At 67.7% G+C, this 23,152-nt stretch carries 24 protein-coding genes; 14 read left to right on the forward strand and 10 right to left on the reverse strand.

Going from position 1 to position 23,152, the window contains the following annotated elements; translation table 11 throughout:
* The 3 genes from BUC15_RS09080 to BUC15_RS09090 all read right to left on the reverse strand — a co-directional run.
* A partial coding sequence (locus BUC15_RS09080; RefSeq protein WP_175558279.1) for a transposase domain-containing protein occupies positions 1-254 on the reverse strand: 254 nt, incomplete at its 3' end.
* Between the two features lie 65 nt (positions 255-319).
* Positions 320-1,942, reverse strand: coding sequence for a mechanosensitive ion channel domain-containing protein (locus BUC15_RS09085; protein ID WP_073187340.1), 1,623 nt, complete (start codon positions 1,940-1,942; stop codon positions 320-322).
* Positions 1,943-1,944: 2 nt separating this feature from the next.
* Entirely contained in the window at positions 1,945-2,373 is a 429-nt protein-coding gene (locus tag BUC15_RS09090) for a hypothetical protein (protein ID WP_175558280.1), read from the reverse strand.
* A 124-nt stretch (positions 2,374-2,497) separates the two neighbouring features.
* Here BUC15_RS09090 and BUC15_RS09095 point away from each other — a divergent pair, with 124 nt between their 5' ends.
* Positions 2,498-3,064: an RNA polymerase sigma factor gene (locus BUC15_RS09095; RefSeq protein WP_175558281.1), complete on the forward strand. Its 567-nt coding sequence runs from the start codon at positions 2,498-2,500 to the stop codon at positions 3,062-3,064.
* A gap of 1 nt (position 3,065) precedes the next feature.
* A complete protein-coding gene (locus tag BUC15_RS09100) occupies positions 3,066-3,848 on the forward strand; it encodes a hypothetical protein (protein WP_073187346.1) in 783 nt (260 codons plus the stop codon).
* Between the two features lies 1 nt (position 3,849).
* On the opposite strand, the gene BUC15_RS09105 is transcribed toward BUC15_RS09100, so the two are convergent.
* The 3 genes from BUC15_RS09105 to BUC15_RS09115 are packed head-to-tail and all read right to left on the reverse strand — an operon-like array spanning position 3,850 to position 6,259.
* Positions 3,850-4,473: a Maf family protein gene (locus BUC15_RS09105; protein ID WP_073187348.1), complete on the reverse strand. Its 624-nt coding sequence runs from the start codon at positions 4,471-4,473 to the stop codon at positions 3,850-3,852.
* Positions 4,470-4,688 carry an acyl-CoA carboxylase subunit epsilon gene (locus BUC15_RS09110; RefSeq protein WP_073187350.1) on the reverse strand — a complete coding sequence of 73 codons (219 nt, stop codon included), beginning with the start codon at positions 4,686-4,688 and terminating at the stop codon, positions 4,470-4,472. The genes BUC15_RS09105 and BUC15_RS09110 overlap by 4 nt, the downstream gene beginning before the upstream one ends.
* Positions 4,685-6,259 carry an acyl-CoA carboxylase subunit beta gene (locus tag BUC15_RS09115; RefSeq protein ID WP_073187352.1) on the reverse strand — a complete coding sequence of 525 codons (1,575 nt, stop codon included), beginning with the start codon at positions 6,257-6,259 and terminating at the stop codon, positions 4,685-4,687. The genes BUC15_RS09110 and BUC15_RS09115 overlap by 4 nt, the downstream gene beginning before the upstream one ends.
* Positions 6,260-6,337: 78 nt before the next feature.
* Here BUC15_RS09115 and BUC15_RS09120 point away from each other — a divergent pair, with 78 nt between their 5' ends.
* Genes BUC15_RS09120 through purE form a run of 4 tightly spaced genes read left to right on the forward strand, consistent with a single transcriptional unit; the run spans position 6,338 to position 9,309 of the window.
* Positions 6,338-7,129, forward strand: coding sequence for a biotin--[acetyl-CoA-carboxylase] ligase (locus BUC15_RS09120; protein WP_175558283.1), 792 nt, complete (start codon positions 6,338-6,340; stop codon positions 7,127-7,129).
* 18 nt (positions 7,130-7,147) lie between these two features.
* Positions 7,148-7,642 carry a PH domain-containing protein gene (locus tag BUC15_RS09125; protein WP_073187354.1) on the forward strand — a complete coding sequence of 165 codons (495 nt, stop codon included), beginning with the start codon at positions 7,148-7,150 and terminating at the stop codon, positions 7,640-7,642.
* Positions 7,626-8,819: a 5-(carboxyamino)imidazole ribonucleotide synthase gene (locus BUC15_RS09130; protein WP_073187356.1), complete on the forward strand. Its 1,194-nt coding sequence runs from the start codon at positions 7,626-7,628 to the stop codon at positions 8,817-8,819. The genes BUC15_RS09125 and BUC15_RS09130 overlap by 17 nt, the downstream gene beginning before the upstream one ends.
* Positions 8,812-9,309: a 5-(carboxyamino)imidazole ribonucleotide mutase gene (gene purE / locus BUC15_RS09135; RefSeq protein WP_073187358.1), complete on the forward strand. Its 498-nt coding sequence runs from the start codon at positions 8,812-8,814 to the stop codon at positions 9,307-9,309. The genes BUC15_RS09130 and purE overlap by 8 nt, the downstream gene beginning before the upstream one ends.
* Positions 9,310-9,355: 46 nt before the next feature.
* Here the strand turns inward: purE and BUC15_RS09140 are convergent, their stop codons facing one another.
* Positions 9,356-10,984: a hypothetical protein gene (locus tag BUC15_RS09140; RefSeq protein WP_073187361.1), complete on the reverse strand. Its 1,629-nt coding sequence runs from the start codon at positions 10,982-10,984 to the stop codon at positions 9,356-9,358.
* Between the two features lie 76 nt (positions 10,985-11,060).
* On the reverse strand, positions 11,061-12,164 hold the full coding sequence (locus BUC15_RS09145) for an LCP family protein (RefSeq protein WP_139280182.1): 1,104 nt from the start codon (positions 12,162-12,164) through the stop codon (positions 11,061-11,063).
* A gap of 108 nt (positions 12,165-12,272) precedes the next feature.
* Here BUC15_RS09145 and BUC15_RS09150 point away from each other — a divergent pair, with 108 nt between their 5' ends.
* The 3 genes from BUC15_RS09150 (at position 12,273) to BUC15_RS09160 (ending at position 15,913) form a co-directional block, all read left to right on the forward strand.
* Positions 12,273-13,712, forward strand: a complete 1,440-nt coding sequence (locus BUC15_RS09150; RefSeq protein ID WP_073187365.1) for an LCP family protein — start codon at positions 12,273-12,275, stop codon at positions 13,710-13,712.
* A gap of 37 nt (positions 13,713-13,749) precedes the next feature.
* Positions 13,750-14,751, forward strand: coding sequence for a glycosyltransferase family 2 protein (locus BUC15_RS09155; RefSeq protein ID WP_281249270.1), 1,002 nt, complete (start codon positions 13,750-13,752; stop codon positions 14,749-14,751).
* A gap of 109 nt (positions 14,752-14,860) precedes the next feature.
* On the forward strand, positions 14,861-15,913 hold the full coding sequence (locus BUC15_RS09160) for a hypothetical protein (protein WP_073187367.1): 1,053 nt from the start codon (positions 14,861-14,863) through the stop codon (positions 15,911-15,913).
* 7 nt (positions 15,914-15,920) lie between these two features.
* On the opposite strand, the gene BUC15_RS09165 is transcribed toward BUC15_RS09160, so the two are convergent.
* Entirely contained in the window at positions 15,921-16,577 is a 657-nt protein-coding gene (locus tag BUC15_RS09165) for a TIGR03089 family protein (RefSeq protein WP_073187369.1), read from the reverse strand.
* A 56-nt stretch (positions 16,578-16,633) separates the two neighbouring features.
* Here BUC15_RS09165 and BUC15_RS09170 point away from each other — a divergent pair, with 56 nt between their 5' ends.
* The 4 genes from BUC15_RS09170 (at position 16,634) to BUC15_RS09185 (ending at position 22,291) form a co-directional block, all read left to right on the forward strand.
* The gene (locus tag BUC15_RS09170) at positions 16,634-17,713 is read left to right on the forward strand and encodes a mannose-1-phosphate guanylyltransferase (protein WP_073187371.1); all 1,080 of its coding nucleotides are present in this window, start codon (positions 16,634-16,636) and stop codon (positions 17,711-17,713) included.
* A gap of 73 nt (positions 17,714-17,786) precedes the next feature.
* Positions 17,787-18,041 carry a WhiB family transcriptional regulator gene (locus BUC15_RS09175; RefSeq protein WP_073187373.1) on the forward strand — a complete coding sequence of 85 codons (255 nt, stop codon included), beginning with the start codon at positions 17,787-17,789 and terminating at the stop codon, positions 18,039-18,041.
* Positions 18,042-18,080: 39 nt separating this feature from the next.
* Complete coding sequence (locus tag BUC15_RS09180) at positions 18,081-21,059, forward strand: glycosyltransferase family 2 protein (protein WP_073187375.1); 2,979 nt, start codon at positions 18,081-18,083, stop codon at positions 21,057-21,059.
* Positions 21,059-22,291 (forward strand): DUF5719 family protein, encoded by a 1,233-nt coding sequence (locus tag BUC15_RS09185; RefSeq protein ID WP_073187377.1) that lies wholly within the window; start codon positions 21,059-21,061, stop codon positions 22,289-22,291. The genes BUC15_RS09180 and BUC15_RS09185 overlap by 1 nt, the downstream gene beginning before the upstream one ends.
* Before the next feature lie 8 nt (positions 22,292-22,299).
* On the opposite strand, the gene BUC15_RS09190 is transcribed toward BUC15_RS09185, so the two are convergent.
* Entirely contained in the window at positions 22,300-22,728 is a 429-nt protein-coding gene (locus tag BUC15_RS09190) for a metallopeptidase family protein (protein ID WP_073187432.1), read from the reverse strand.
* A gap of 36 nt (positions 22,729-22,764) precedes the next feature.
* Between BUC15_RS09190 and BUC15_RS09195 the strand changes: the two genes are divergently transcribed.
* Positions 22,765-23,130, forward strand: a complete 366-nt coding sequence (locus BUC15_RS09195; RefSeq protein WP_425443347.1) for a DUF3499 domain-containing protein — start codon at positions 22,765-22,767, stop codon at positions 23,128-23,130.
* Positions 23,131-23,152 lie beyond the last annotated feature (22 nt).

Below are 23,152 nucleotides of genomic sequence, written 5' to 3' on the forward strand. Positions count from 1 at the left end.
GAGGCCCACGAGAGCCCGTCGGTCAACTGCGCCAGCACGTCCTCGTACGAGCCCTCGGAGTACAGCGCCATCCCGATCGCGAAGTAGGCCATCACCCGAGCCGGCAACGAACGATGCCGCTGCTCGGTCCGGCCAACATCGGCAATCACCTCATCGACCAGCTCGGGCGGGAACACCCGCGTCAGCACCCCGACCGAGACCAGGTCAGAGAGGCGACGCTCGGTCCCTGGCTTCTTCCATCCAACACGCGGCATACCACCAAACTACACCGCTGCGACCTTAACTGAACGGTATTGCAGCTAGTCGCAGCTAGTCGCAGCTAGTCGGCCCGAGGGCGGTCTTCGACCTTGGCAATCACGTGGGTCTCGACGAGGTACTCGGGCGACGACCCGGATTCCACTGCCGATCCAGCGCCCTTGCCCTCGCCCCCGCCCTCAACCTCGCCCCTGCCCTCACCCTCGGCTTCGCCCTCAACCTCAACCTCGCCCTCGACCTTCGGCTGCTCGCCGGTGCGGAGTCTGCGTTCGGCGGTCTTCTCGCGTTCCGCCATGTCGGCCGCGCTGGGGCCCGACAGCTTCCGGTTGCGTTCCTCCGCCTCGGGCGACCCAGAGTAGAGCCTGGCCTGGGGGCTGGTCGACGACAGGGTAAGTTCCGCGCGTGATTCCTTCGCGGGCCGCGGCTCCGGCGCCGACTCGTCGCCCTTGTGCCGCTGAACCAACCAGGACTGCAGCCACTTCGGAAGTGCGCCGTCGTCGATCACAGCATCGTCTTCAGGCTCGGGTTCCGGCAGCAGCCTGGTCTCCTCGACCGATTGCTCCTGTTCCCACTGCTCCACCACCTGATCGACGAACTCCTCTCGCTCCTCGACGGGGGGAGCTGGCGTCGTCTCCGGCTCGAGCCGGGTGCGTGGCAGCGCGTAGACCGCGTGCCGCTGGACCCAGTTGATCATCTCTTCGCGGATATAGCAGCGCAGATCCCACAGGTCGCCCGACGTTCGGGCCGAGACCACGGCGCGGAGCCGGACGTGTCCACCGGTCGACTCGGTGACCTGCAGGTTGACGCTGCGCCCATCCCAGAGATCGCTGGCATTGACCAACCTCGTCAGCTCGACCCGCATCGCCTCGACGGGGACGAGCCAGTCGAGGTCGAACTCGACGGTGCCCAGTAGCTGCGGCTCGCGCCTCGTCCAGTTCTCGAAAGGCTGGGTCGCGAAGTGGCTGCTTGGCACGATCCATCGCCGGTCGTCCCAGGTACGTACCACGACATAGGTCAACGTGATCTCCTCGACCGAACCCATCTGCTCGTTGAACACGACCAGATCCCCGACCCGGAGGGCGTCGGAGAAGGCGATCTGCATGCCGGCGAAGATGTTCGAGAGGGACGATTGCACGGCGAGACCCGCGACGATCGACAACAGCCCGGCGGAGGCGATCAGGGAAGTGCCGACGGCGCGGAACGACGGGAAGGTCAACAACGCCCCTGCCAATGCGCAGACCCACACCACGGCTATCAGCACCCGGTCGACGACCTGCATCTGAGTGCGGACGCGGCGGTAGTGCGGTGTCTCCTCGGCATCGTCATCGTCGCGTCGGCGATGGAGGACCGAGTCTTCAACCGCCCGGATCAGCCCGGTCAGGAGCATCGCGGTGGCGAAGATCATGACGATGATGAAGATCTGCCGGAACGTCGGCCGCCAGGTCGGCCCGGCGAAATAGGGGGATGGTCCGGTCGCGATGAGCACCGCTATTCCGCCACCCAACAGCATCAGGAAGATCCGCAGCGACATGCGCATGTGGCGCACCAGGTGCCTGATGCTCTCGCGGCGTCTCACCACCACCCTGATGCTCAAAGACACCGCTATCGATGCGATCGCTCCGATGAAGACGCCAAGCGCGCCCCAGCCGATCACCGCGAGGGTGCTGAGCGCAGCGGTTTCGTCCATGGTCAGCGGTCCGTCCTGAGCGTCAGGGCCGAGTATCCGCTCGACACAGTGAAGGCGCCTTGAAAGCCGCCACCTTCGAACAGCAGCGAGTTCTGATCGTCTGCCGTGATCCTGAAACCGAGCTCCGCGAGGTGGCGACGCAGGAAGTCGACGACGGTCAGCCCGTCGGGCGCGGTCATCACCACCGTGACGTTATTGGGGCTGTCCACCCGGTCCGAGATCTTGGCATCTGCAGGCACGGAAAGACCCGGGGGCGCGTTGACGAACCCGAGATCCGAGAGCCGCGTGCCGTCGGCGGGCGCCGCAGACGACGTCAGCGTCGGTTCGCCAACCGCTGTTTCGGCAGGGGGTGCCGAACAACCGGTCAGGGCGAAGACGGTCACGATGCCCATCACGCGGAGACGGGACGCCGCCCAGGGAAACCGAAGCACGCCACCAACTCTACAGATGGAACCGGAATCGCCCCATCCGTACGTTCAGGGCAAAGAGACGATCGGAAGGACGAGGATGAACGTGTTGACACGCCCGCCCGGGGCGGAAGACAAAATGGTGACCATGGACGACGACGCCCTCTGGGAGGCCCTTCGCTGGGGCGATGAGGAGGCCTTCCGGACGATTTTCGAGCGACACAGCCGGACCGTCTACAACGTGGCGTTCCGGTATGCAGCCTCATGGAGCGTCGCAGAAGAGGCGACCCAGGCGTGTTTCACCGCCGTCTGGCAGCGGGCCTGTGCGGGGCGCCTGACCTCCGTCAGGAGAGGCGCCGTGCGCGCGTGGCTGTGCGCGTTCGGCCGTAACGAGGCCCGGAACCTGGCCAGAGGGGCCACTCGCAGGCTGCGGCTGATCGGACGCATGCAGCAGCAACCGGGCCGAGAGGCCCGTGACAACGTCGAACAATGGGTCGGCGACGAGGAATCGATGCGCAGGATAAACGAGGTCCTGTCAAAGATCCCCGATGGGCAGCGCCAGGTCGTGGAACTGGTCGCCTGGGGCGGCTGCTCCATGGCTGAGACCGCAGACGCCCTCGGAGTGCCAGTCGGCACCGTAAAGTCGCGGCTCGCCCGGGCCCGCGCCACACTCGCGACCACCGAGGTCGCCCACCTGCTCGGCAAGGAGAACTGAAATGACCACGCTTCCTCCCGAACGCGACCTGCCCGGCGCAGACCGGATGGTCGAGAACATCGTCCACGGCGTGCTGCCCGCACACGGACCGAGTCCCCGGCGCAGGCCGCCGCTGCTCTGGGCCGGTGCGGCCGCCGCCGCGATCGTCCTTGTGGTGGCGGTCCTGGTTGCGCAGTCGCTGCGCGGTGGCGAGGTCGCCACACCTGCCGACCCGGCCCCCGCCTCACCGAGCCGCACCCAACTGGTGCCCGATCCGTCGGCCACCACCGACGCACCGTCGCAGAGCCCGACTCAGACCCAGAGCCCGACTCAGACCCAGAGCCCGACCCAGAGCCCGACTCAGACCCAGGAGGTGCGGCCGTCCAGCCCCGTCAACCTCACAGGGACACTCGGAGTTACGCAACACACCCGCTACTTCGACGTCACCGTGCGGGAGTTCGACACAGACGGCGAGGGTCTGGCATGGGCCTTCAACGTGGAGGTCTGCTACGCGGCCGAACATTCCGGGCAGAATGCCGACGGCACCACCCGAACAAGCCTCGACCCCTGGTCCTTCTCCATCGAAGACGGCGAGGGCGGAGGCCCGGCGCAATGGGTCAAGGCCAGCCGGCTGCCCGCGAGCGAGCGTTGGTCGCCCACCTACAGGGAGCGGTTGTTGAGGCTGGGCGAATGCAACTCAGGTTGGATCCAGGTCGAGCTCGGCAACCCCGACCTGTTCTATCCGAACCTGCGCTACGCCCCGGCTGACTTCGGAGACGTCATCGTCTGGAACCAGGAGGGATGAGTCACGAGGGCTGAGAGGGTCCGGACGTCACCCAGAGGCTCTGCCACGGCACGCCCAGGTCGATCACCATCTGGCGCACCAGCGGCAGTGAAAGGCCGATCACGTTGTAGGGGTCACCCACGATCGACGTCACGAAGGCCGCGCCCCGGCCGTCGATCGTGAACCCCCCAGCGACGCGCTGCGGTTCCCCGGTGGCGGCATAGGCCGCGATCTCCTCGTCGGAGATGTCGGCGAACGAGACCTTCGACGACCCGACGGCCGTCAACGTGCAAAGCTCCCCGCCCATGTGCACCGCGACGAAATGGCCGGAATGCAGCAACCCCTGGCGCCCCCGCATCCGCTGCCAGCGTCGGATCGCGGCCTCTTCCGACCCAGGCTTGCCGTGCGCCTTCCCGTCGAACTCGAGCACCGAGTCGCACGCGATGAGCACATAGTCGCCCGTCAGGTGGGGGATCACCGTCTCACCCTTCTTGACGGCGAGACGGGTCGCGAGGCGGGTGGGGACCGCGTCGCGCACCTGGCTCTCGTCGAAACCCGACACGATCACTTCAGGGTCGAGCCCCGCCCGTCGCAGCACCGTGAGGCGGGCGGGGGACTTTGACGCCAGGATCACCCGCATGGTCACAGACGGTGGTACGTGCGCCACGCATCCCGTCCGCCGACCAGCGGCTGCCGGACGGTCCGGTAGTACGAGTCCCAGCCACCTGCCAGCGGGCGGTCGTCGGCCGAGCGCAGCTTTTCCTCCCGGGTGCCGACGATCAGCGCCGCGCTGATAGCGGCGATCTCCTCCTCCGAGAGGTTGGCCTTCGTAAACGACACGAGCGGCGATCCGGCTGTCATAGCGGGATGTTCCCGTGCTTCTTGGGGGGCAGTGCGCCGCGCTTGGTGCGCAACAGGCGAAGTGCCCTGATCACCTGGGCACGGGTCTCGTGCGGGTAGATGACCTGGTCGACGTAGCCCCGGTCGGCCGCGACGTAAGGGTTGGTCAACTCGTCGTCATACTCCTGCACGAGGCGGGCCCGCTCGGCCTCCGGGTCGGCGGCCTCCGCCAACTGCTTGCGGTACAAGATGTTGACAGCGCCCTGCGCGCCCATCACCGCGATCTGTGCGGTCGGCCAGGCCAGGTTGATGTCGGCGCCGAGCGCCTTGGAACCCATCACGAGGTAGGCGCCCCCGTAGGCCTTCCGGGTGACGACGGTCAGCAGCGGAACGGTGGCCTCGGAGTACGCGTAGATGAGCTTGGCGCCGCGACGGATGATGCCGTTGTGTTCCTGGGCCACGCCGGGAAGGAATCCCGGCACATCGACGAACGTCAGGACCGGGATGTTGAACGCGTCACAGGTCCGCACGAACCTGGCGGCCTTCTCGGCAGAATCGATGTCGAGGCAGCCGGCGAACACCGTCGGCTGATTCGCCACGATGCCGATGGAGCGACCCTCGATCCGGCCGAAGCCGACGATGATCGACCCGGCGAACAGGGGCATCACCTCGAGGAACTCGTCGTCGTCCAGGACGTTGCGGATCAGGTCGCGCATATCGTATGGCTGGTTCGCCGCGTCCGGGATCAGTTCGTCGAGCAGACGGTCGTGATCGGTGATCGTAAGGTCGACCTCTTCCTCGTCGTAGATCGGAGGATCCTCGAGGTTGTTCTGCGGCAGGTAGGTGAGCAGCTCGCGCACATACTCGATGGCGTCGGACTCGTCCGCCGCGAGGTAATGGGCGTTGCCGGACTTGGTGTTGTGGGTTCGGCCACCCCCTAGTTCCTCCATCGACACGTCCTCGCCGGTGACCGTCTTGATCACTTCGGGGCCGGTGATGAACATCTGCGAGGTCTTGTCGACCATGACGACGAAGTCCGTCAGTGCTGGGCCGTAGACGTGGCCTCCGGCCGCAGCACCCATGATCAGGGAGATCTGCGGGATGACCCCGGAGGCGAGCGTGTTGCGTCGGAAGATCTCCCCGTACAGGGCGAGCGAGACGACGCCCTCCTGGATTCGGGCACCGCCTCCCTCGTTGATGCCGATGAGCGGCACCCCGGTTTTCAGGGCGAAGTCCTGGATCTTGACGATCTTCTCGCCGTAGACCTGGCCGAGGGCGCCGCCGAAGATCGTGACGTCCTGACTGAAGATGCACACGGGGCGTCCGTGGATGGACCCCGTGCCTGTGATGACGCCGTCGCCGAACGGGCGCTTGGCGTCCATTCCGAAGGCGGTTGAGCGGTGCCTCGAGAACTGGTCGAACTCCGCGAAACTCCCTTCGTCTAGGAGCGCCATCACGCGCTCGCGTGCGGTCATCTTGCCTTTGGCGTGTTGTCTCTCTACGGCCGCTGCTGAACCGGCGTGCACAGCTTCATCGATGCGCACCCCGAGATTGGCAATCCGACCGGCGGTGGTGTGGATGTCGATCTCCATGGCCGTCACCCTAGCGCCGTTGCCGATGGCTTCGGTCGATGCCCACCAAAATGCCGCCCTCTGCCTACAATTGCGGCCGTGAACATCGAAGTGCCTGACGCCCGGAGCATTGCAGAGCGGCTGCCCAGGGACACCGTCTTCCGCCGGGTGGAGGTGCTCGCGTCGACGGGGTCGACCAACGCGGACCTCGCGGCCAGGGCCCGCGACGGTGAGACCGAGGGAACCGCGTTGATCGCCATGGAACAGACGGCGGGCCGAGGTCGACTCGACCGGCAATGGGTAAGCCCCCCGGGGATGTCCATCTCGATGTCGCTGCTGCTCGCTCCTCGTCCGGACCTGACCCAGTGGGGCTGGCTGTCGATCCTGGCGGGCATGGCGGTGTCTTCGGCCCTCACCTCCGTCGCACCCGACCCGTCGGCCGTCACATTGAAATGGCCAAACGACGTGCTGATCGGCGGCCGGAAGGTGTGTGGGATCCTGTCCGAACGGATCGAACGAGTGGACGGGGCGCGCGCCGTGATCGGCATCGGGATCAACGTCGGGCTCACCCGTGAGCAACTTCCGGTGCCCAACGCGACCTCGCTCGCGCTCGAGGGCTTCCCGACGCACCCCGAACCCCTCGTCGCAGGGGTTCTCGGCCACTTTGACAGGTACTACCGCAGCTGGTCGCTCCGCGGCAGCCTGCGCGACGAGTATGAGGAACGCTGTGCGTCCATCGGCGCGCCGCTCACCGTGGTGCTGGACGCCACCCATTCGGTCAGCGGGACCGGCAGAGGGGTCGACGAATACGGGCGCCTGCAGGTCGCCACCGCATCCGGGATCGAGACATTCGCCGTCGGCGACGTGGTGCACGCCCGGCTTGTCGGATAGGCGTGCCAGACTTGGGGCATGGCGATCAGTAAGGACCAACTCGGCCGGGATGAATCGATCGTGGCGTCCATGCATACCCACGCGAAGGCGATGGTCGTCCCGGCTCTCGTGGCGATCCTTCTCGGGTCGCTGCTGGGGTTCGCGATCGCGTTCATCCCCACGGACATCCAGCCGTGGGGCACGTATGTCGCGATCGGCATCTTCGTCCTGTTCTTCGTGTGGTTGGTGTTGGTTCCATTCCTTCGCTGGCTGACCACGACGTACACCATCACCGACCGTCGGGTGATCACCCGCAGAGGCATCATCAACAAGATCGGGCACGACCTGCCGCTGAAACGCATCAACAACGTCAACTACGAGCGTTCACTCAGCGATCGCATCCTGGGCTGCGGCACGCTGATCTTCGAGACGGCAGCGGGCCAACCGCAGACCCTGCCTGATGTGCCGCACGTGGAGCGGGTCCACGTCATGGTCACGGAGCTGCTGTTCGCATCCGATGACGACGACGACTGACTGTTACCATGCACCGGTGACCCGCCGCTACACCGTCGCCATCGCAGGAGGTGGGCAACTCGCCCGCATGATGCAGCAGGCCGCGATCCCGCTCGGAATCGACGTCCGCCTGCTGGCAGAGGGGGAGGATGTGTCGGCGGCTCAGGTCGTTCCGCTGACCACGGTTGGCGACTACCGTGACCTCGACACGCTCAAAGCCTTCGTCGACGGGGCAGATGTCCTGACCTTCGATCACGAACACGTGCCGACGCGCCATCTTGAGGTGCTGGCCGAATCGGTGGCGGTGCGCCCCGGTCCTTCGGCCCTGGTCTACGCGCAGGACAAGGCGCTGATGCGTACGAAGATGCAGGAACTGGGCGTGGCCTGCCCCGAGTTCGCCATCTGCGACACGCCCGAGGAGGTGGGGGCCTTCGGGGAATCGAACGGGTGGCCGGTCATCGCGAAGACCTCCCGCGGCGGATACGACGGGAAGGGGGTCTGGAAGCTCGAAGGACCCTCCGAGGTCGGCTTGCCCTTCGAGGCCCTCGCCGACTCGTCGGCGGGGGAGAGGGTGCGCATAGTCGCTGAGGAGTTCATCGACTTCAGTCGTGAACTATCCGCGATCGTGGTCCGGTCGCCGTCCGGGCAGGTGGTCGCCTACCCGATCAGCGAGACCCGGCAGGAGGACGGCATCTGCGTCGAGACGATCACTCCCGCCCCTGGGCTGGATGGTCAGACCGCGGCAGACCTGCAGGAGATGGCGATCCGCATCGCAGGGGAACTCGGGGTGGTCGGGGTGCTGGCCGTCGAGTTGATGCAGGCCCGCGACGGTCGCATCGTCGTCAATGAGTTGGCCATGCGCCCGCACAACACCGGGCACTGGAGCATCGACGGCGCACGCACCAGCCAGTTCGAGAACCACATCAGGGCGGTGCTCGACCTTCCTCTCGGGTCGCCTGAGTTGCGCGACCCTGTCGTGGTGATGGCAAACGTCCTGGGCGGGACCGAGGACGACCTGACGGGCGCGTTGCTGCATGTCTTCGCCCGTGACCGGGCCGTCCGCGTCCACCTGTACGGCAAAGAGGTCAAGCCGGGGCGGAAGATCGGGCACGTGAGCGTCGGTGGAACCGACCTCGAAGAAGTGCGGCGCCGAGCCTGGCACGCCGCCAACTACCTGATGGGAGACCAGAATGCCTGACCCACTTGTCGCCATCGTGATGGGTTCGGACTCCGACTGGCCGACGATGAGCGCCGCTGCCGATGCCCTCGCAGAGTTCGGCATCGCCTACGAGGCCGATGTGGTCTCGGCCCACCGGATGCCCGAGGACATGGTCCGCTTCGGGCGCGGAGCCCACGAACGAGGGCTGAAGGTGATCATCGCCGGGGCGGGTGGGGCCGCGCACCTACCGGGGATGCTGGCCGCCCTGACTCCGCTTCCTGTCATCGGCGTGCCTGTGGCCCTGAAGTACCTGGACGGCATGGACTCGCTGCTGTCGATCGTGCAGATGCCGGCCGGGGTGCCGGTGGCAACGGTCGCCATCGGCAACGCGCGGAATGCGGGCCTGCTGGCGGCCAGGATGCTGGCCACCTCCGATGAGGCGCTGTTGGAGAGGATGCTGGACTTCCAGGAGTCCCTCCGCGACGCGGCCCACGCGAAGGGCAGGATCGTCCGCGAATCGGCCAACTGAAGGGTCCGGGCCGCCCCGCCGTGGTGGCGGAGCGGCCCGGTGAGTCTCAGTCGAAGGTTACGTGCAGGAACGACTCGGAGTAGTGGTCCCCGGCGGCGTTGCCCACTATGCCGACCGAGCTGACTGGAGCCAGGAACTCCTCGAGCTGCCCGTCCGGCATCGAGTTGAGCATCGTCTCGTAGTCCGGCAGGGCCTTCAGGGCGTCGACGTTGAGGAAGACCACGGCCTGCGCCTTCCCATCGACGACCTGCTTGAACGTGTCGAGATCGCCGACCTTCGAGGCCGGATTGAGCAGGTTGTCGGCGCTCTGCCCGTAGGCGACGATGCCGGTGTTGCCGTCCTGGGCGAAGGCGATCCCGGGGATGCCTCCCGCCTGGAGCAGTTCATCGATACCGTCGAAGATCTCCTTCTGCTTCTCCGGCTCGTCGGTTTCCAGCTTCGCGCCCACCTGTGGCATTCCGCCGTCCATCCCGATGGAGAGGCCGACCCGTGAACCGATCAGCGCGCGGAAGTCGTCCACTCCGGTGATGCCGAACGAAGCCAATGCGTCAGTGCCGCCCGCCGCGGTCTCCAGCGTCGACCACAGCTCACCGATGGCCTCATCGGTGGTGCCGGCCGCGATGACCGCGAGGGCGTCGCCCGGAAGGCTCCGTGCCAGGTCCACGACGTCAGGGCCAGACGCCTCGGGTGCGTTCGGAGCCTGCATGACGAGCTTGGCGGTCAACTTGTTGTCACTGACCTTCAGCCCCGCCGCGCCGTGGGCGTCGCGCAGGGCATCGGCGTCGATGGAGGTTGCGTCAAGACCGCTCTCCTGCTCCACCTGCTCGAGGGCGGTGGTCAGCAGTTCGGGGCCGAACCACAACGTCGCAAGGTTGCCCTCGCCCAGCCGACCGATGTCGGCCTTGTACTGCTCGGAGTCTGCCAGGGCGTTCTGCTTGATGTCGTCGACGCTCAGGGTGGAGTTCTCATCGGTGATGACCATCAGGTCGTCGATGAACTGGACCCTGGCCCCATCGCCCTCGTCGCGGGCGAACGCCTCGGCCTTGCCCTTGTCGGTCGTTTCGACGGCCATGATCAGATTGCGCTCGTCCGAGGGGTCGCCCGTGAAGCCGATGGCGATCGAATCCCCCAGCCACGGCTCGATGCTCGCCGCATAGTCGGGGGCATCGGTGGACTCCTGGGTGATCATCGCGTAAACGGCAGCCTTGTAGTCCGTTTCAAGATTGCCGGAACTCAGCGAGGGGAACTTGTCGGCGATGCCCTTGAGTGCCAGCTTGTCGGCATTGGACGGCGCCAGGTTCGCCTCGAAGGCGAAGGTCACGTCGGCAGGCAGCCCTTCGGCGGCCACAGGGGAGGAGCCGCGGAAGAAGAACAGGCCAAGACCCACGGCGGCAGCGACAACGGCCACCCCGACCCCTCCGGCGACGATGGCTTTGGTCTTCGACTTGGCCTTGGGAGCAGCCTGTGGCGGTTGTTGGCCGTAGCCCTGTGGGGGTTGTTGGCCGTAGCCCTGTGGTGGTTGTTGGCCGTAGCCCTGTGGGGCCTGTTGGCCGAAGTTCTGCTGATATCCGGTAGGAGGACCCTGGGGTGGCTGTGGTGAAGGGTTGAACGGTTGCCCCGGGCCCTGGGGGCCCGGCTGCCAACCTGGGTTGGGTGGGTTCTGGGGGGTCGTCACGGTGTGTCTCCTCTGCGGCCTGATCCGGTGTGCGCACCGATCCTAGGCGTTCAGGGGCTCATGTCCGCCGGAGCAATCACCTGCGGTACTTCTCAAGGGAAGTGGTGTCGCCGGCAGCGATCGCCGAGAACACCGCCCGGCTCGACTCCTCGTCCCAGCGCACGACCGAGCCGACGCCGTCGACTTGGGCGTTCGCGTCAGAGATGGGCACCGTCATCGAGATGCCCCTGCCGGACATCACCGACATGAACCCGAGGCCGACGGTCGGCATCATGGTGATCCCCGTTTCGTCTCCGCGGGTGAGAGACCGGGCAGCGGCCGCATTCAACCGCCAGTACCGCACCGGGTTGACCAGCGTGAGCGGGCTGAGAACCTCCTTGCCGATCGCCGCGATGACCTCCCTCTGCCTCTCCATCCTCCCCAGATCACCGTTGGGATCTGCCTTGCGCATCCTCACGTAGCCGAGGGCGGTGACGCCGTCGACCTGCTGGCAGCCTTCGCTGAGCGTCAGATGCGAATCCCGGTCGTCGATGTCGAACGTCGGGCACACCTCGATCCCGCCGACCGCGTCGACCACGTCGACGATCCCGAGGAAGCCGATCTCAAGGTAGCCGTCGATCCGGATCCCGGTGTCCTGTTCGATCGTCTCCACCAGGAGCGGTGCCCCGCCGAATGCGTAGGCCGCGTTCAGCTTGTTCCGGTTCCGGCCAGGGATGTCGACCAGCGAGTCACGAGGAAGCGAGAGCAACACCGGCTCTCCCGTCTCGGGGGTGTGCAGCAGCATCATGGTGTCGGTGCGGCGGCCCTCTGTGCTTCCGGTCCCGAGCCGGGAACGCTCCTCCGCGGTGAGGTCGTCCCGGGCGTCCGAGCCGACCAGAAGGACGGTCGTGCCGGGCTGCTCGGGGGGCCGTTGCCCGGCCGGGGTCGTGTCGACGCTGGTTGTCGCCGACCAGGCGTAGGCGGGAGCCCCGATCAGGAAGGCCAGCCAGGCCAACAGAAGCACGGTCAACGTTCGGAGCAGCCGTGGACGACGCGACCGGCCGCGCCGTTTCCTGGGACCACGGGGCGGCTTGCCCGGAGGTGGGGGCTGGGGGCGCAGTACCGCCGTCGGCTCAGGCTCTTCCTTCCGGTAGAGCCAGTCCATGTCCTTGTCGCTCGGCGCCATCACAGCCTCCTTCATGGCCACATTACAGAAGTGACGGAAAACGACCGTTTCCCGGCGTGGCGCTGTGCAACTGAACCCGCCCGCGGGCCAAACTTGACGGCGCCCTATTCGAGGAGACGATCTGTGCCAGCCATTCCGCCGACCGATGCGCAGCGCGTTCAGCAGCGCCGTGCGTTCGGATTCGTCCTGATGTCAGCGTTCCTGCCCGGATCGGTTCAGACGTTCGCTGGCAACGGGGCTTTGGGACGGTTCGCCCGGCGCGTCTACATTTCGGCGTCTGTGCTGCTCGTGCTCGCGGTGGTCGGGCTGCTGCTGATGCGCGGCTTCACGACCGGATTGCTGCTCACCCCATGGGTGTCTGGCCTGCTCACGTTCCTGTTCTGGCTCCTGTTCGCCTTCTGGGTGGTGCTGCTCCTCGACGCCTGGCGGCTCGCGCGGCCACTGAGGCTCGCCCAGCGGGGCCGTCTCGCGGTGACGGTGACGGCTCTGCTGCTCGTGTTCGGGCTGGGTGGCATCACCAACCTGGCTGCCAGTGCCTTCACCGGGGTCGCCAACATGGGTGAGGTGTTCAGGGGCGGGGGCGACACCCGGCTAAAGGAGGGCCGCTACAACATCCTGCTGCTCGGGGCGGACGCTGCGGATTCGCGTGAGGGGCTGCGGCCGGATTCGATCAACGTCGCCTCCATCGACGCCGCCACCGGCAGCACGGTCATCTTCGGTCTCCCACGCAACCTGCAGCGGGTGCCGTTCCCGGATGGTTCGCCTCTCCACGGGCTCTACCCCGACGGATACGTCTGCGGTGACGGTGCCTGCATGCTGAACGGCATCTGGACGTTGGGGGAGGACCACGAAGCCCTCTACCCGGGTAGGGACGCGGGCCTCGAGGCGACGAAGGAGGCGGTGAGCGAGACGCTGGGGATCGAACTCAACTACTACGCCATGGTCGACATGCAAGGGTTCTCCAGCCTGATCGACGCCATGGGTGGGATCAGGCTCGACATCTCCAAGCCCATCCCGATCGGTGGGGGAAGCACGAAGATCAGCGGCTACATCCAGCCGGGGCAAGACGTGCTCCTCGACGGCTACCACGCGCTCTGGTTCGCCAGGTCGCGGGCCGAGAGCAACGACTACGAACGCATGGTGCGGCAGAAATGCGTGATGTCGGCCATGGTCAAGCAGCTGGACCCGGTCACCGCGGCGCTGAGCTTCGTCGAGCTGTCCGAGGCCGGTCGGTCGATCCTGCGCACCGACATCCCCCGGGGGGAGGTCATGGCCTTCGCGGAGCTCGCTCTCAAGCTCAAGGACCAGAAGATCGCTTCGGTCAACTTCGCGCCTCCCCTGATCCAGTCGGCCGACCCGGATTTCGACCTGATCCGTGCCACGGTCGACGAGACGCTCGGGTCGCCCGAAGGGCAGGCCCCGCAATCTTCCGCGTCCCCGGTCGAAGGGGCGCCTGCGACAGATTCGGAAACCCCTACAGCCAGCCCGCAGGCGGAGACGACCGAGGCGGCCCCCTATACCGAGACGGGGGACCTGGCGGCGGTATGCTCCGTCAGTTCCTGACCGGATAGAGTTGCCCCGGAGCCGAGGGAGGTCAGCTTTGCCGACGAGCGTCAGCGTGGTCATGCCGGTGCGCAATGAGGAACGCCATCTGAGGGCCGCCGTTCAACGCGTGCTCGACCAGCACTACCCAGGCGACCTGGAGCTGATCCTTGCGGTCGGCCCGAGCGAGGACCGCACCCGTCAGATCGCCGACGAGGCCGCCGCACTCGACCCGCGGGTGATCGTCCTCGACAACCCGACGGGGTACACCCCCGCCGGCCTGAATATCGCGATCGCCGCTGCCCGACATCCGATCGTCGTGCGGGTCGACGGCCACGGCGAACTGAGCCCCGACTACATCGCCACCGCTGTCGACCTCATCGAGGCCACCGGCGCCGCGAATGTCGGTGGCCTGATGGACGCCAGGGGGTCGAGCCCCCTCTCTGAGGCTGTGGCGGCGGCCTACAACTCGCGACTCGGGCTCGGGGGCGGCGGCTTCCACTTGGCCGAGACACCGGCCGGCCCGGCCGACACCGTGTTTCTCGGGGTGTTCCGCAAGGAGGCGCTGCGCGAGATCGGAGGATTCGACGAAACGTTGCACCGGGCGCAGGACTGGGAACTGAACTACCGGCTCCGCAATGCCGGACACACCGTCTACTTCTCGCCGGAGCTCAGGGTCGTCTACCGGCCGCGCGACAGCTACCGGGCGCTTGTCAGACAGTTCTTCACCACCGGGCAGTGGCGCCGGGAGGTGGCCCGCAGGCATCCCGACACCGTGTCGCTGCGCTACCTCGCCCCTCCCGCCGCGGTGGCCGGGATGTCGGTGGGCATCGTCGGCGGGCTGCTCGGCCTGATACTTCGCAACCGGTTCCTGACGGCGCTGTTCGTCGCGCCGCTGCTCTACCTGGCATTCCTGGCGGCGGCGACCGTTTCCATCCCTGGGCTTTCCGCCGGGGCCCGGCTACGGCTGCCGCTCGTGCTGGCCATCATGCACATCGCGTGGGGAGCGGGCTTCATCAGGGGAATCGACCAGACCCCCGCCGCCGGGGGTGCGGCGTGAGGCTCTCGCCGAGCCTGAGCTCACCGGCAAGCCCAACAAGCCTTCCCGGGGGGATCGAGGTATTCGTCGCCCCCGGGTCAACGACATCGAAGGAATCGAAGGAACAGCCATGATGGTCTCGAATTTCCGCACGGTCCTGCGCGGTTACGAACCCGCGCAGGTGGACGCCGAATTGGCGACCCTCCAGCAGGCACTGGACGCGGCCCGCTCTGAGCTTGGGGAGGTCATCGGGCAACTCACAGCGTCTCGGCAGGGTCAACTCGAGATCGAGGCTCGGCTGGCCGATGCCAACACGCGAGCCGAGGAGGCGCTTCGCGCGGGGACGGCTGCCTCTCGGCCCACGTTCGAGGACCTTGGCGCGCGGATCGGGCAGATACTGAGCCTGGCAGACGCGGAGGCCGCAGGGCTCCTGCAGTCAGCCAGGGAAGAGGCTGCGATGCTGCTGAGTGAGGCGACCAACAGGGCCGAGGGCATCGTGACCGAGGCCGATCGCTACGCGTTCGACACGCGCAGTTCAGCGGAAGCCGATGCGGAGGGCAGACTCGCCGACGCCCAACGTCGAGCCGATGAACTCCTCGACCATGCGGACAGCGAGGCTGCCGCCCGAAGGGAGGAAGCCCAGGCCGTCTACGAGTCCCAGCAGGCCCGCGCAGGGCAGGCCGCGGCCGATTTCGAGCGCGCCCTCGCGGAGCGACGTGACGCGGCCGCAGCCGACTTCGCGGTGGCGATGGGGCAGCGCGACGATCAGTTGCGGGCCGCCGAGGAGAACCTCAGCGCCGCCGAGAACGAGGCACAGCGGGTGATCTCTGACGCCGCCAGCCAGGCTGAGACGCTGAAGGCCCAGGCCCGCAGCGATGCAGACGAATTGGTCGCTGAGGCCAGAAGCAAGGCAGAGCGCATCCGGCGCGACTCGGAGCGCGAACTGGCCGCGGTGACCCAGCGACGCGACTCGATCACCGCCCAACTTTCCAACGTGCGTCAGATGCTCGGGACCCTGGGAGGGGGAGCCGTGCTCGTCGGTGTGTCCTCCGAACAGTCCCCGGAACCGATCGAGGACAACCAGGGCCCGTCAGCGGAGGGCCAGACAGAGGTGGAGGCCGACTCCGACGAGGTCGACGCCGACGCTCAATTTGACGCCGCGGAGGCGGAGATCGAGGGCTGAGGGCGACTCAGGCGATGATCGTTGCGTGTTCGGTTGCCGCGACCGCGGCCAGCCGCTCATCTGAAAGGCCAACCGCCACCACGGTGGATCCGGTGCCCAGCAGCGGCGACACCAGCGCCTCCAGGATCAGCCCCTCCCCGGCGACGGGGTCGGGGAGAAGGAGGCGGGTGTCGCGGGCTGCGACGGTGGGAACCACCTGGCCGTCGAGGACATCACCCAGCGCCGAGGGGATCTCGTCATGCACATCGGGCTGGGCGAACACCTCGACGTAGTCGAGTGCGTCGCCGGGGGTGTCCGGGAACCCGCGGCCCAGCGGGTGCAGCGAGCAGGCGACGGTCTGGGCCGCCCGTCGGTTGTCGTCCGGACCAACCACCAGGAGGTCGGCGCCGGTCGGCGTCGTGTTGACTGGGTAGCCGCGCTGCCAGGCGGCCGCGATCCACACGAGAGCCACCCAGTGGCCGGGGTGCGTCGTGGCCAAGGCGATGTCGATCGGATCGCCGTCTTCATGCCCCAGGTCCGCGATCAGGTTGGCCGTCTTGTCGACCCAGTTCGCGAACGTGGTGGCGCTCAGTTCGGTGCGGGTGTCGGCCGCTCCGTCGTAGTAGGTCAACAGCGGGCGGGTTCCGGACGAGGCGACCCGTCTCGTGAGCGCGGCGATCAGCATGCCCTGATCGTATCGGTCTCATCCGGGCCAGGCCCATGACGCGGTAGCCTCTGCGCATGCGCTACGTAGTCATCATGGCTGGAGGATCCGGAACCCGCCTCTGGCCGCTCTCCAGGCAGGGGCGGCCCAAGCAGTTGCTCGAACTGTTCGAAGGGCAGTCGCTCCTCCGGCAGGCCTACGACCGGCTGGTCGGCGTGGTGCCCGCGGACAACGTCCTGGTTTGTACCGGGCGCATGTACGCGGCGGATGTCGCCCGGCAGATCCCGGAGCTGCCATCGGGCAACATCCTCGGTGAGCCGGAAGGCCGTGACTCGCTCAACGCCGTGGCCTGGTCTGCCGCCGAGTTGGCGCACCGCGACCCTGACGCCGTCGTCGCGATGCTCACCGCTGACCAGGTGATCCGACCGGTCACCGAGTTCCAGCAGGCCCTCGGCGTGGCCTTCGACGTGGCAGAGACCGTGCCGGGTGCGCTCGTCACGCTGGGGGTCGTGCCCACCGCTGCCCACACCGGCTACGGGTATCTGCACCGAGGGCAGGAGCTTGACGGTTTCCCGGGCGTGTGCCGCGTCGCCGAGTTCAGGGAGAAGCCGTCGCGTGAGGTGGCGGAGAAATACCTGGCCAGCGGTGAATACTGGTGGAACGCCGGCATGTTCGTCTGGCGTGCCGCCACGCTCCTCGACCAGCTCGATCGACTCCAGCCGGAGACCGCCGCCACGGTCAGGGAGATCGCCGCACATCCAGACCAGCTCGACCGCCTGTTCCCGACGCTGAGGAAGATCTCGGTCGACTACGCCGTCATGGAACCGGCCTCCCTCGGGGGCACGGGGGCGACGGTGGTCGGGGTCCCGCTCAACGTCGAATGGAAGGACGTCGGGGGGTTCGCCTCGCTCGCCGAGCTTTTCGCCACCGACGTTGATGGGAACGTCGTTAACGGCCGGTCGGTCTCGCTGGACTCGTCGGGTTGCCTTCTCGTCAACGAACTCGGACCAGATCACGTGATCGCCACGATCGGGCTGACCGACTGCCTGGTTGTGGCCACCCCGTCGGCCACCCTCGTGGCCCGGTTGTCCGATTCGGAGCGGGTAAAGGAACTCGTCACGCTCGTGCGGAACCGTGCCGGGGCAGAGTTCGCCTGAGTCGAGTCCTGGCCTGCTCCCACTTGACCGATCAAAATTACTCGTGTGTAATTCTGGACAAGAAGGGGGGGCCATGGACGACGCACTGCTCGAGTTGTTCGACGATTCGATGTACGCCTGGCAAGCCGATGCCCTCTGCGCCCAGACCGATCCCGAGGCATTCTTCCCGGAGAAGGGTGGTTCCACGCGCGAAGCCAAGCGCGTGTGCCAGGGTTGCACCGTGCGCACCGAATGCCTCGAGTTCGCCCTCGCGCAGGACGAGCGGTTCGGCATCTGGGGAGGGCTCTCCGAACGGGAGCGACGCAAGTTGAGGAGCGCCGCCAGCTGAAACCCGCTGGTACTGTCGAGGCTCACCATCGGAGGACCATTGACAGACGAACCGCAACACGGCCATGAAGCCGATGCACTCTGGGCCTGGATCGAGAAGGAAGCCGACCTTCCGGGCGTAGACGAGATCCGCGCCGGGTCCGTCACCGCCGTCATGGTGGTCCACAACGCGGAGGAGTGGCTCCCGAGGCAACTCTTGTCACTGGCCCGGCTCGACCCGCGGCCTGGGCGACTCGTAGCCGTCGACACCGGTTCGACGGACGACTCCGCGGCCCTGCTGGAGAGGGCCGATCGCGAGGGCGTCGTGGATTCGGTCATCACGCTCGGGGCCGACGCCGGGTTCGCACAGGCGGTCGAGACCGCCCTTGAGGGTAGCGAGCCCGAGTGGATCTGGCTGTTGCACGACGACTCTGCCCCGCACCGAGACGCGCTCGCGCACCTCCTGGAAGGGGCCCGGCGCAGCGACGTCGTCGTGCCGAAACTGCTTGAGCCGAAGCGCCGGAATTATCCGGAGACCATCTCCGAGATCGGACAGGCCATCACCGCCGGAGGAATCCGGGTGCCGCTCGCAGAGGTCGGCGACATCGATCAGCACCAGAGCGAGTCGCGCGAGGTCCTCGGCGCGTCGACCGCCGGGCTGCTGGTCAGGGGCGCCGTCTGGCGTGAACTCGGAGGAATCGCGCCCGAGGTGGGGCGACACCGCGACGGCGTCGACCTGGGGTGGCGCGCCAACGCGGTCGGCTACCGCGTCCTCACGTGGCCGCAGGCGGCCCTCAACCATCTGCGCGCCGGGCACACCGGCCTGAGGCCGGACGATGAGCATCACCACGTATCGGACCGGCTCGGGGCACTGCGGGTCGCAGGCTCCCGCGGCGCCAGCACCGTCGGGCTCGGGGCGGCGTCGCTGGCACGTGCCGTGGGGTTCCTGTTCGCCAAGTCGCCTTCGCATGCCGCCGCCGAACTGAAGGCCTGGCGCGGGTATCGCAGGAGCCCTGCCCTGACGGCGGCGCTTGCAGCCCGCCTGCCTGTGGACGACCAGACCCCGGAAGATCTGCTGCCCAGCCGCTTCTGGCCGCTACGCAACGCCGTCGATTCCTTCGGTGCCGGGCTCTCGGAGCGGTACCGGTCGCTGACGGAGGCGCCTGCCGAGACCTCGATCGACGAACTGACCAGCGACGACTTCGCGGCGCCCAGCCTGCGCACCAGGTTCCTGTCGCCTTCGACCCTGCTCGTGCTCGTGCTGCTGGTGACCGCGGCGATCGCGGCGCGCACCCTCCTGGGAGGTGGCCCGGTTTCGGGTGGAGGGCTCTTGACCGCCCCGACCTCGCTGGGCGAGGCCTGGCAGGGCTACCTCGAAGGCGATGCGCCGTGGCTCGGCCTCGCGGCGGTTTCGTCCTTGGCCGGGTTCGGCAGCCCAGGCTGGTTCACGTTCCTCGCGGTGGTTCTGACGCCGCTGCTCGCGGGACTTTCGGCGCTCGCGTTGCTGAGGCGATTGGGGTTCGCGTCGCCGATCGCCTGCGCCGCAAGCGCCGCCTGGGCGGGAGGCACCGTTCTGCTCGGGCTGGTCACCGCCGGTGATGTGACCGGGATGGTGCTGGCCGTCGCCGGGCCACTACTGGTGCGTGCCGTACACGCCGTGGTGGTCAACGAGACGACCGGGGCGGAGCGGCTCCGGGCCCCGGCTGGGGCGGCGTTCTGGCTCATCGTCGTGTCGGCGGTCTGGCCGTTCGCTCTACCTGCGGCCACCATCGTGGGTGTGGTTTGGGCGCTCCGGGAACGGGCAAGGCGCATGGAGGTCGCCGTCCTCCTCGCTCCAGCCTGGCTGTTCCTCGCCCCGTGGCTGCCGACCCTCGCGCGCTATCCGGGGCGGATGCTGACGGGCGTGGACCCGTTGGCGTGGACCGACTACCCGCCGGCTTCCTATGCGCTGGTGGTCGGACGGATCCTGCCTTCGGGTCTCCCGGTGTGGGCAAACGTCGTCTTCTTCGCAGCGCTGGGGTTGGCCGCGGTCGTCGCCATGGCGAAGCTGCCGCGCAAGGCCTGGCTCGTGTCTCTGGCCTGGCTCGGGGCACCGCTCGTCATCGGCACCGCCTTGTCGCGGCTCACCGTCTCCGTCGATGGCGGCGTGGTGCGTCCGCTGCTCTCACCGTGGGCGCTGCTCGTGCTGGCCGCGTTGCTGCTGCCGGTGCTGTGGAGCCAGCGTGAGCCGGGCCGCCACAAGCTGGCCGGCCCGGTGGCCCTCGCCTTGAGTGGGGCGCTCGCCGTGGGGGTCTGGATGGTCGTCGGCTTCGCTGGGCCGGTCCGCTCGGTCACCTCGGTGCTGCCCGGGTACGTGCGAGACGTCATCTCCTCGACCCGCGATTCCCGAGTTCTGGCGCTGGAGATCTCAGACGATGCCAGTGTCGCCTGGAACGTGATCGATTCCCGCCAGCCGCAGTGGGGGACTGGGGAACGCAACCCGATCGGATCCTTCAGCGCACAGTTCAACGCGTTGGCCTACTCGATCGCCGCAGGCGACCCGCCCGATGATCTGGCGGAAAGGTTCCGCATCATGGGCGTCTCGCACCTGTACGTCGGTGGCGTCGACTCGAGCTTGAGGGCGACGCTCGACAACCTTGAGTCGATGATCAGCAATCCCGCCGACGACCGTTCTGTGGTCTGGACGGTCAGCGGGCTCGTCTCCAGAGTGTCGATCGATGCGGAGGAACCGTTCATCGTCGACGCTAAGGTGCCGCCCGGCGCACCCGAGAGGATGCTCTACCTGGCTGAATCCGGTGCGGCGGACTGGACGGCGAGCGTGGACTCCGAGACGTTGCCCCGCGCCGGTGACACCGAACGTGCACTGATCGATGATTCGGTGGTCACGTTCGGGCCGTTGCCCGCGGACGGCGGCACACTCGAGATCCACCCCGAGCGCCACATCTGGCGGGCGCTGCTCCATCTCGTCGTCATGCTCGGGTTGCTGCTGATGGCCGCGCCAACCCTCGGTGGCGCCACACAGGCGAGGAGGGGGCAGTGATGCTTCGAAGGCTCGCGCTGTCGTTGACGTCGGTGGTGCTCGTGGTCGGCCTCGCCGTTGGGCTCTCGCTGATCAGCCCCCTGCGACGACCCCCGGCACAGACCGTGTCGTTGATCCACGCCACCAGGCTCACCTGCCTGACCGCGGGACGGGCACTCGTTCTCGGCGATGCCCCGATTTCGGCGACCCCGCTGGGTGAGCGGACCTCGCCGTCGGCCGACGGCCCCATCGATGAGGAGTTCACCGGACCAACCGTGCTGGTCTCGAACGATCTCATCGTGGGAGGGGTCCTCTCATCGGATCCGAACGGCTACACGCCGTGCGTGACCGCGCTCCCCACCGGTGTGCTCCAGGTGCTCGACCCGGCCAGCACCGAACTCGTGCTGGTCAACACCGATGCCAATGAGGCGGTGGTCGACCTGACTCTTCTGGGTTCCGACGGCGAGATCTCGGCGGTTGGTGGGCGCGGTATCGCGATCGCTCCCGGCGTAAGCCGGACGGTCGCCTTGTCGGTGCTCGCCCCGCAAGGGCCGGTCGGAGTCCTTTACAACACCAGCGCCGGGCGTGTCTCCGCACTCGTCCGACAGGTTGAGGGACGCAGCGCCCCCGACACGCTGGCAGGCACCCCTGCCGAATCCCAGGTCATCGGGGGTATCCCGGCCGACGCCCAGAGCGCCCAACTGGTCCTCAGTAACCCGTCAGAGAACCGGGTTGCGGTGACCGTCGCGGCCCTCGGCGCCACCTCGACCTACGAGCCGGCCCCGGCCGCGGACCTCAGTGTCGACCCGCTCAGCACCGTCGTCGTCGACCTCGGTTCCTCCCTTGGCGCTGAGGCGAGCGCCCTGAGGATCTCCTCTGCGGGAGCTGTCGGGGCGTCGGTGCTGTTCGGTGACCAGGGGTCCCAGGCCAGTATCAGGGCGACAGATCCGGGCAGACGGCTCGGGGTGCTGGCCGCCGACGCAGGCTCGGTCCTGGTCACCAATCCCGGGGTCGAACCCGTCACCGCGGACATCGTCGCAGGGGGGAGCCTCACCACCGTGGAGCTCCAGCCCGGCACGACGACCGCCGTCCCGGTAACGGCCACCGAGGTCGGCCCCATTCGGATCGAAGCGGACGGGCCCGTCCTCGCGGTGGCACGCTCGCAAGACGGGGCCTTGTCGTATCCGCTGTCCCCAACCGAGGATGCCGAGGCGAACGCGGGGGTGGTCCAGGCGGACCCGGGCCTGCGCTGACGCCCCGTTCAGTCCCAGTCCGGCTCGCCGCCGAGTTCCTCCATGGTGCGCCCCGTGATCGCGCTCAACTGCTCGACGATGGTCTGGTGAACCAGATCCCGCAGCTGCGAACGTGACCCGGAGCGGTGTTCCAGGGGCCGTTCGAACAGCACGATCTGGGTCTTGTGGCCCTTGCCGGGTTCAAGGGCGGCCGACAGCGGCACACGGTCACCAGACCAGGCAACGTTGAGATTCGGCACCTCCTCGACCCCGATGATGACGTCGCGCAGCGCGTCAGGCGCGACGGCGGCGATGTCGGCCATCGCGGAGGTGACACAGTCGCTGAAGAACGCGACCCTGGAAGGGCGGGCCAGTGGCACCGGGCGTTGGGTCAGTGGGTTCGGCGAGGCCAGCGGCCCACGGATCCCGCGGCCGTGTCGATCTCGTCTGCGTGGCATACCGGCCACTTTAGCCCGGGGGAGTAGATTGGCGCCGTGCGCTCCTGTTCCCGTACCGGCTGCTCCGCACCCGCGGTGGCGACGATGACCTATGTGTACGCGGATTCGACCGCCGTCCTCGGCCCGCTGTCCCATACGCCGGAGCCCGGCGCCTACGATCTGTGTACCCTGCACGCCGAGCGCACCAGCACCCCGAAGGGGTGGGAGATCATCCGGCTCCCCCTGGACGGTGTCGTCAAGCCGCCGGCCGCCCCGTCCGATGACCTGATGGCGTTGGCCGACGCGGTGCGTGTCATCGGCATGCGCGAGGACGATCCGGCGCTGCGCCCCTCGCCGGGCTACACGGAACCGGCCCTGCCCGGGCGGGGCGGGCACCTGAGGCTTGTGCCGACGGCGGAGTGACTCTGCCGGTAAGGTTTGGCCC

It is taken from the genome of Tessaracoccus bendigoensis DSM 12906 (assembly GCF_900141915.1).
In the GTDB taxonomy this organism is placed as follows: domain Bacteria; phylum Actinomycetota; class Actinomycetes; order Propionibacteriales; family Propionibacteriaceae; genus Arachnia; species Arachnia bendigoensis.

Excerpts from the sequence above, each read along its gene's own strand:
- BUC15_RS09130 (WP_073187356.1), top strand. The coding sequence starts at position 7,626 with ATGACGACGACGACTGACTGTTACCATGCACCGGTGACCCGCCGCTAC.
- BUC15_RS09100 (WP_073187346.1), top strand. The coding sequence starts at position 3,066 with ATGACCACGCTTCCTCCCGAACGCGACCTGCCCGGCGCAGACCGGATG.
- BUC15_RS09125 (WP_073187354.1), top strand. The coding sequence starts at position 7,148 with ATGGCGATCAGTAAGGACCAACTCGGCCGGGATGAATCGATCGTGGCG.
- BUC15_RS09110 (WP_073187350.1), bottom strand. The coding sequence starts at position 4,688 with ATGACAGCCGGATCGCCGCTCGTGTCGTTTACGAAGGCCAACCTCTCG.
- BUC15_RS09170 (WP_073187371.1), top strand. The coding sequence starts at position 16,634 with ATGCGCTACGTAGTCATCATGGCTGGAGGATCCGGAACCCGCCTCTGG.
- BUC15_RS09185 (WP_073187377.1), top strand. The coding sequence starts at position 21,059 with ATGCTTCGAAGGCTCGCGCTGTCGTTGACGTCGGTGGTGCTCGTGGTC.
- BUC15_RS09190 (WP_073187432.1), bottom strand. The coding sequence starts at position 22,728 with ATGCCACGCAGACGAGATCGACACGGCCGCGGGATCCGTGGGCCGCTG.
- BUC15_RS09165 (WP_073187369.1), bottom strand. The coding sequence starts at position 16,577 with ATGCTGATCGCCGCGCTCACGAGACGGGTCGCCTCGTCCGGAACCCGC.
- BUC15_RS09085 (WP_073187340.1), bottom strand. The coding sequence starts at position 1,942 with ATGGACGAAACCGCTGCGCTCAGCACCCTCGCGGTGATCGGCTGGGGC.
- BUC15_RS09145 (WP_139280182.1), bottom strand. The coding sequence starts at position 12,164 with ATGAAGGAGGCTGTGATGGCGCCGAGCGACAAGGACATGGACTGGCTC.
- BUC15_RS09095 (WP_175558281.1), top strand. The coding sequence starts at position 2,498 with ATGGACGACGACGCCCTCTGGGAGGCCCTTCGCTGGGGCGATGAGGAG.
- purE (WP_073187358.1), top strand. The coding sequence starts at position 8,812 with ATGCCTGACCCACTTGTCGCCATCGTGATGGGTTCGGACTCCGACTGG.
- BUC15_RS09160 (WP_073187367.1), top strand. The coding sequence starts at position 14,861 with ATGATGGTCTCGAATTTCCGCACGGTCCTGCGCGGTTACGAACCCGCG.
- BUC15_RS09175 (WP_073187373.1), top strand. The coding sequence starts at position 17,787 with ATGGACGACGCACTGCTCGAGTTGTTCGACGATTCGATGTACGCCTGG.
- BUC15_RS09115 (WP_073187352.1), bottom strand. The coding sequence starts at position 6,259 with ATGGAGATCGACATCCACACCACCGCCGGTCGGATTGCCAATCTCGGG.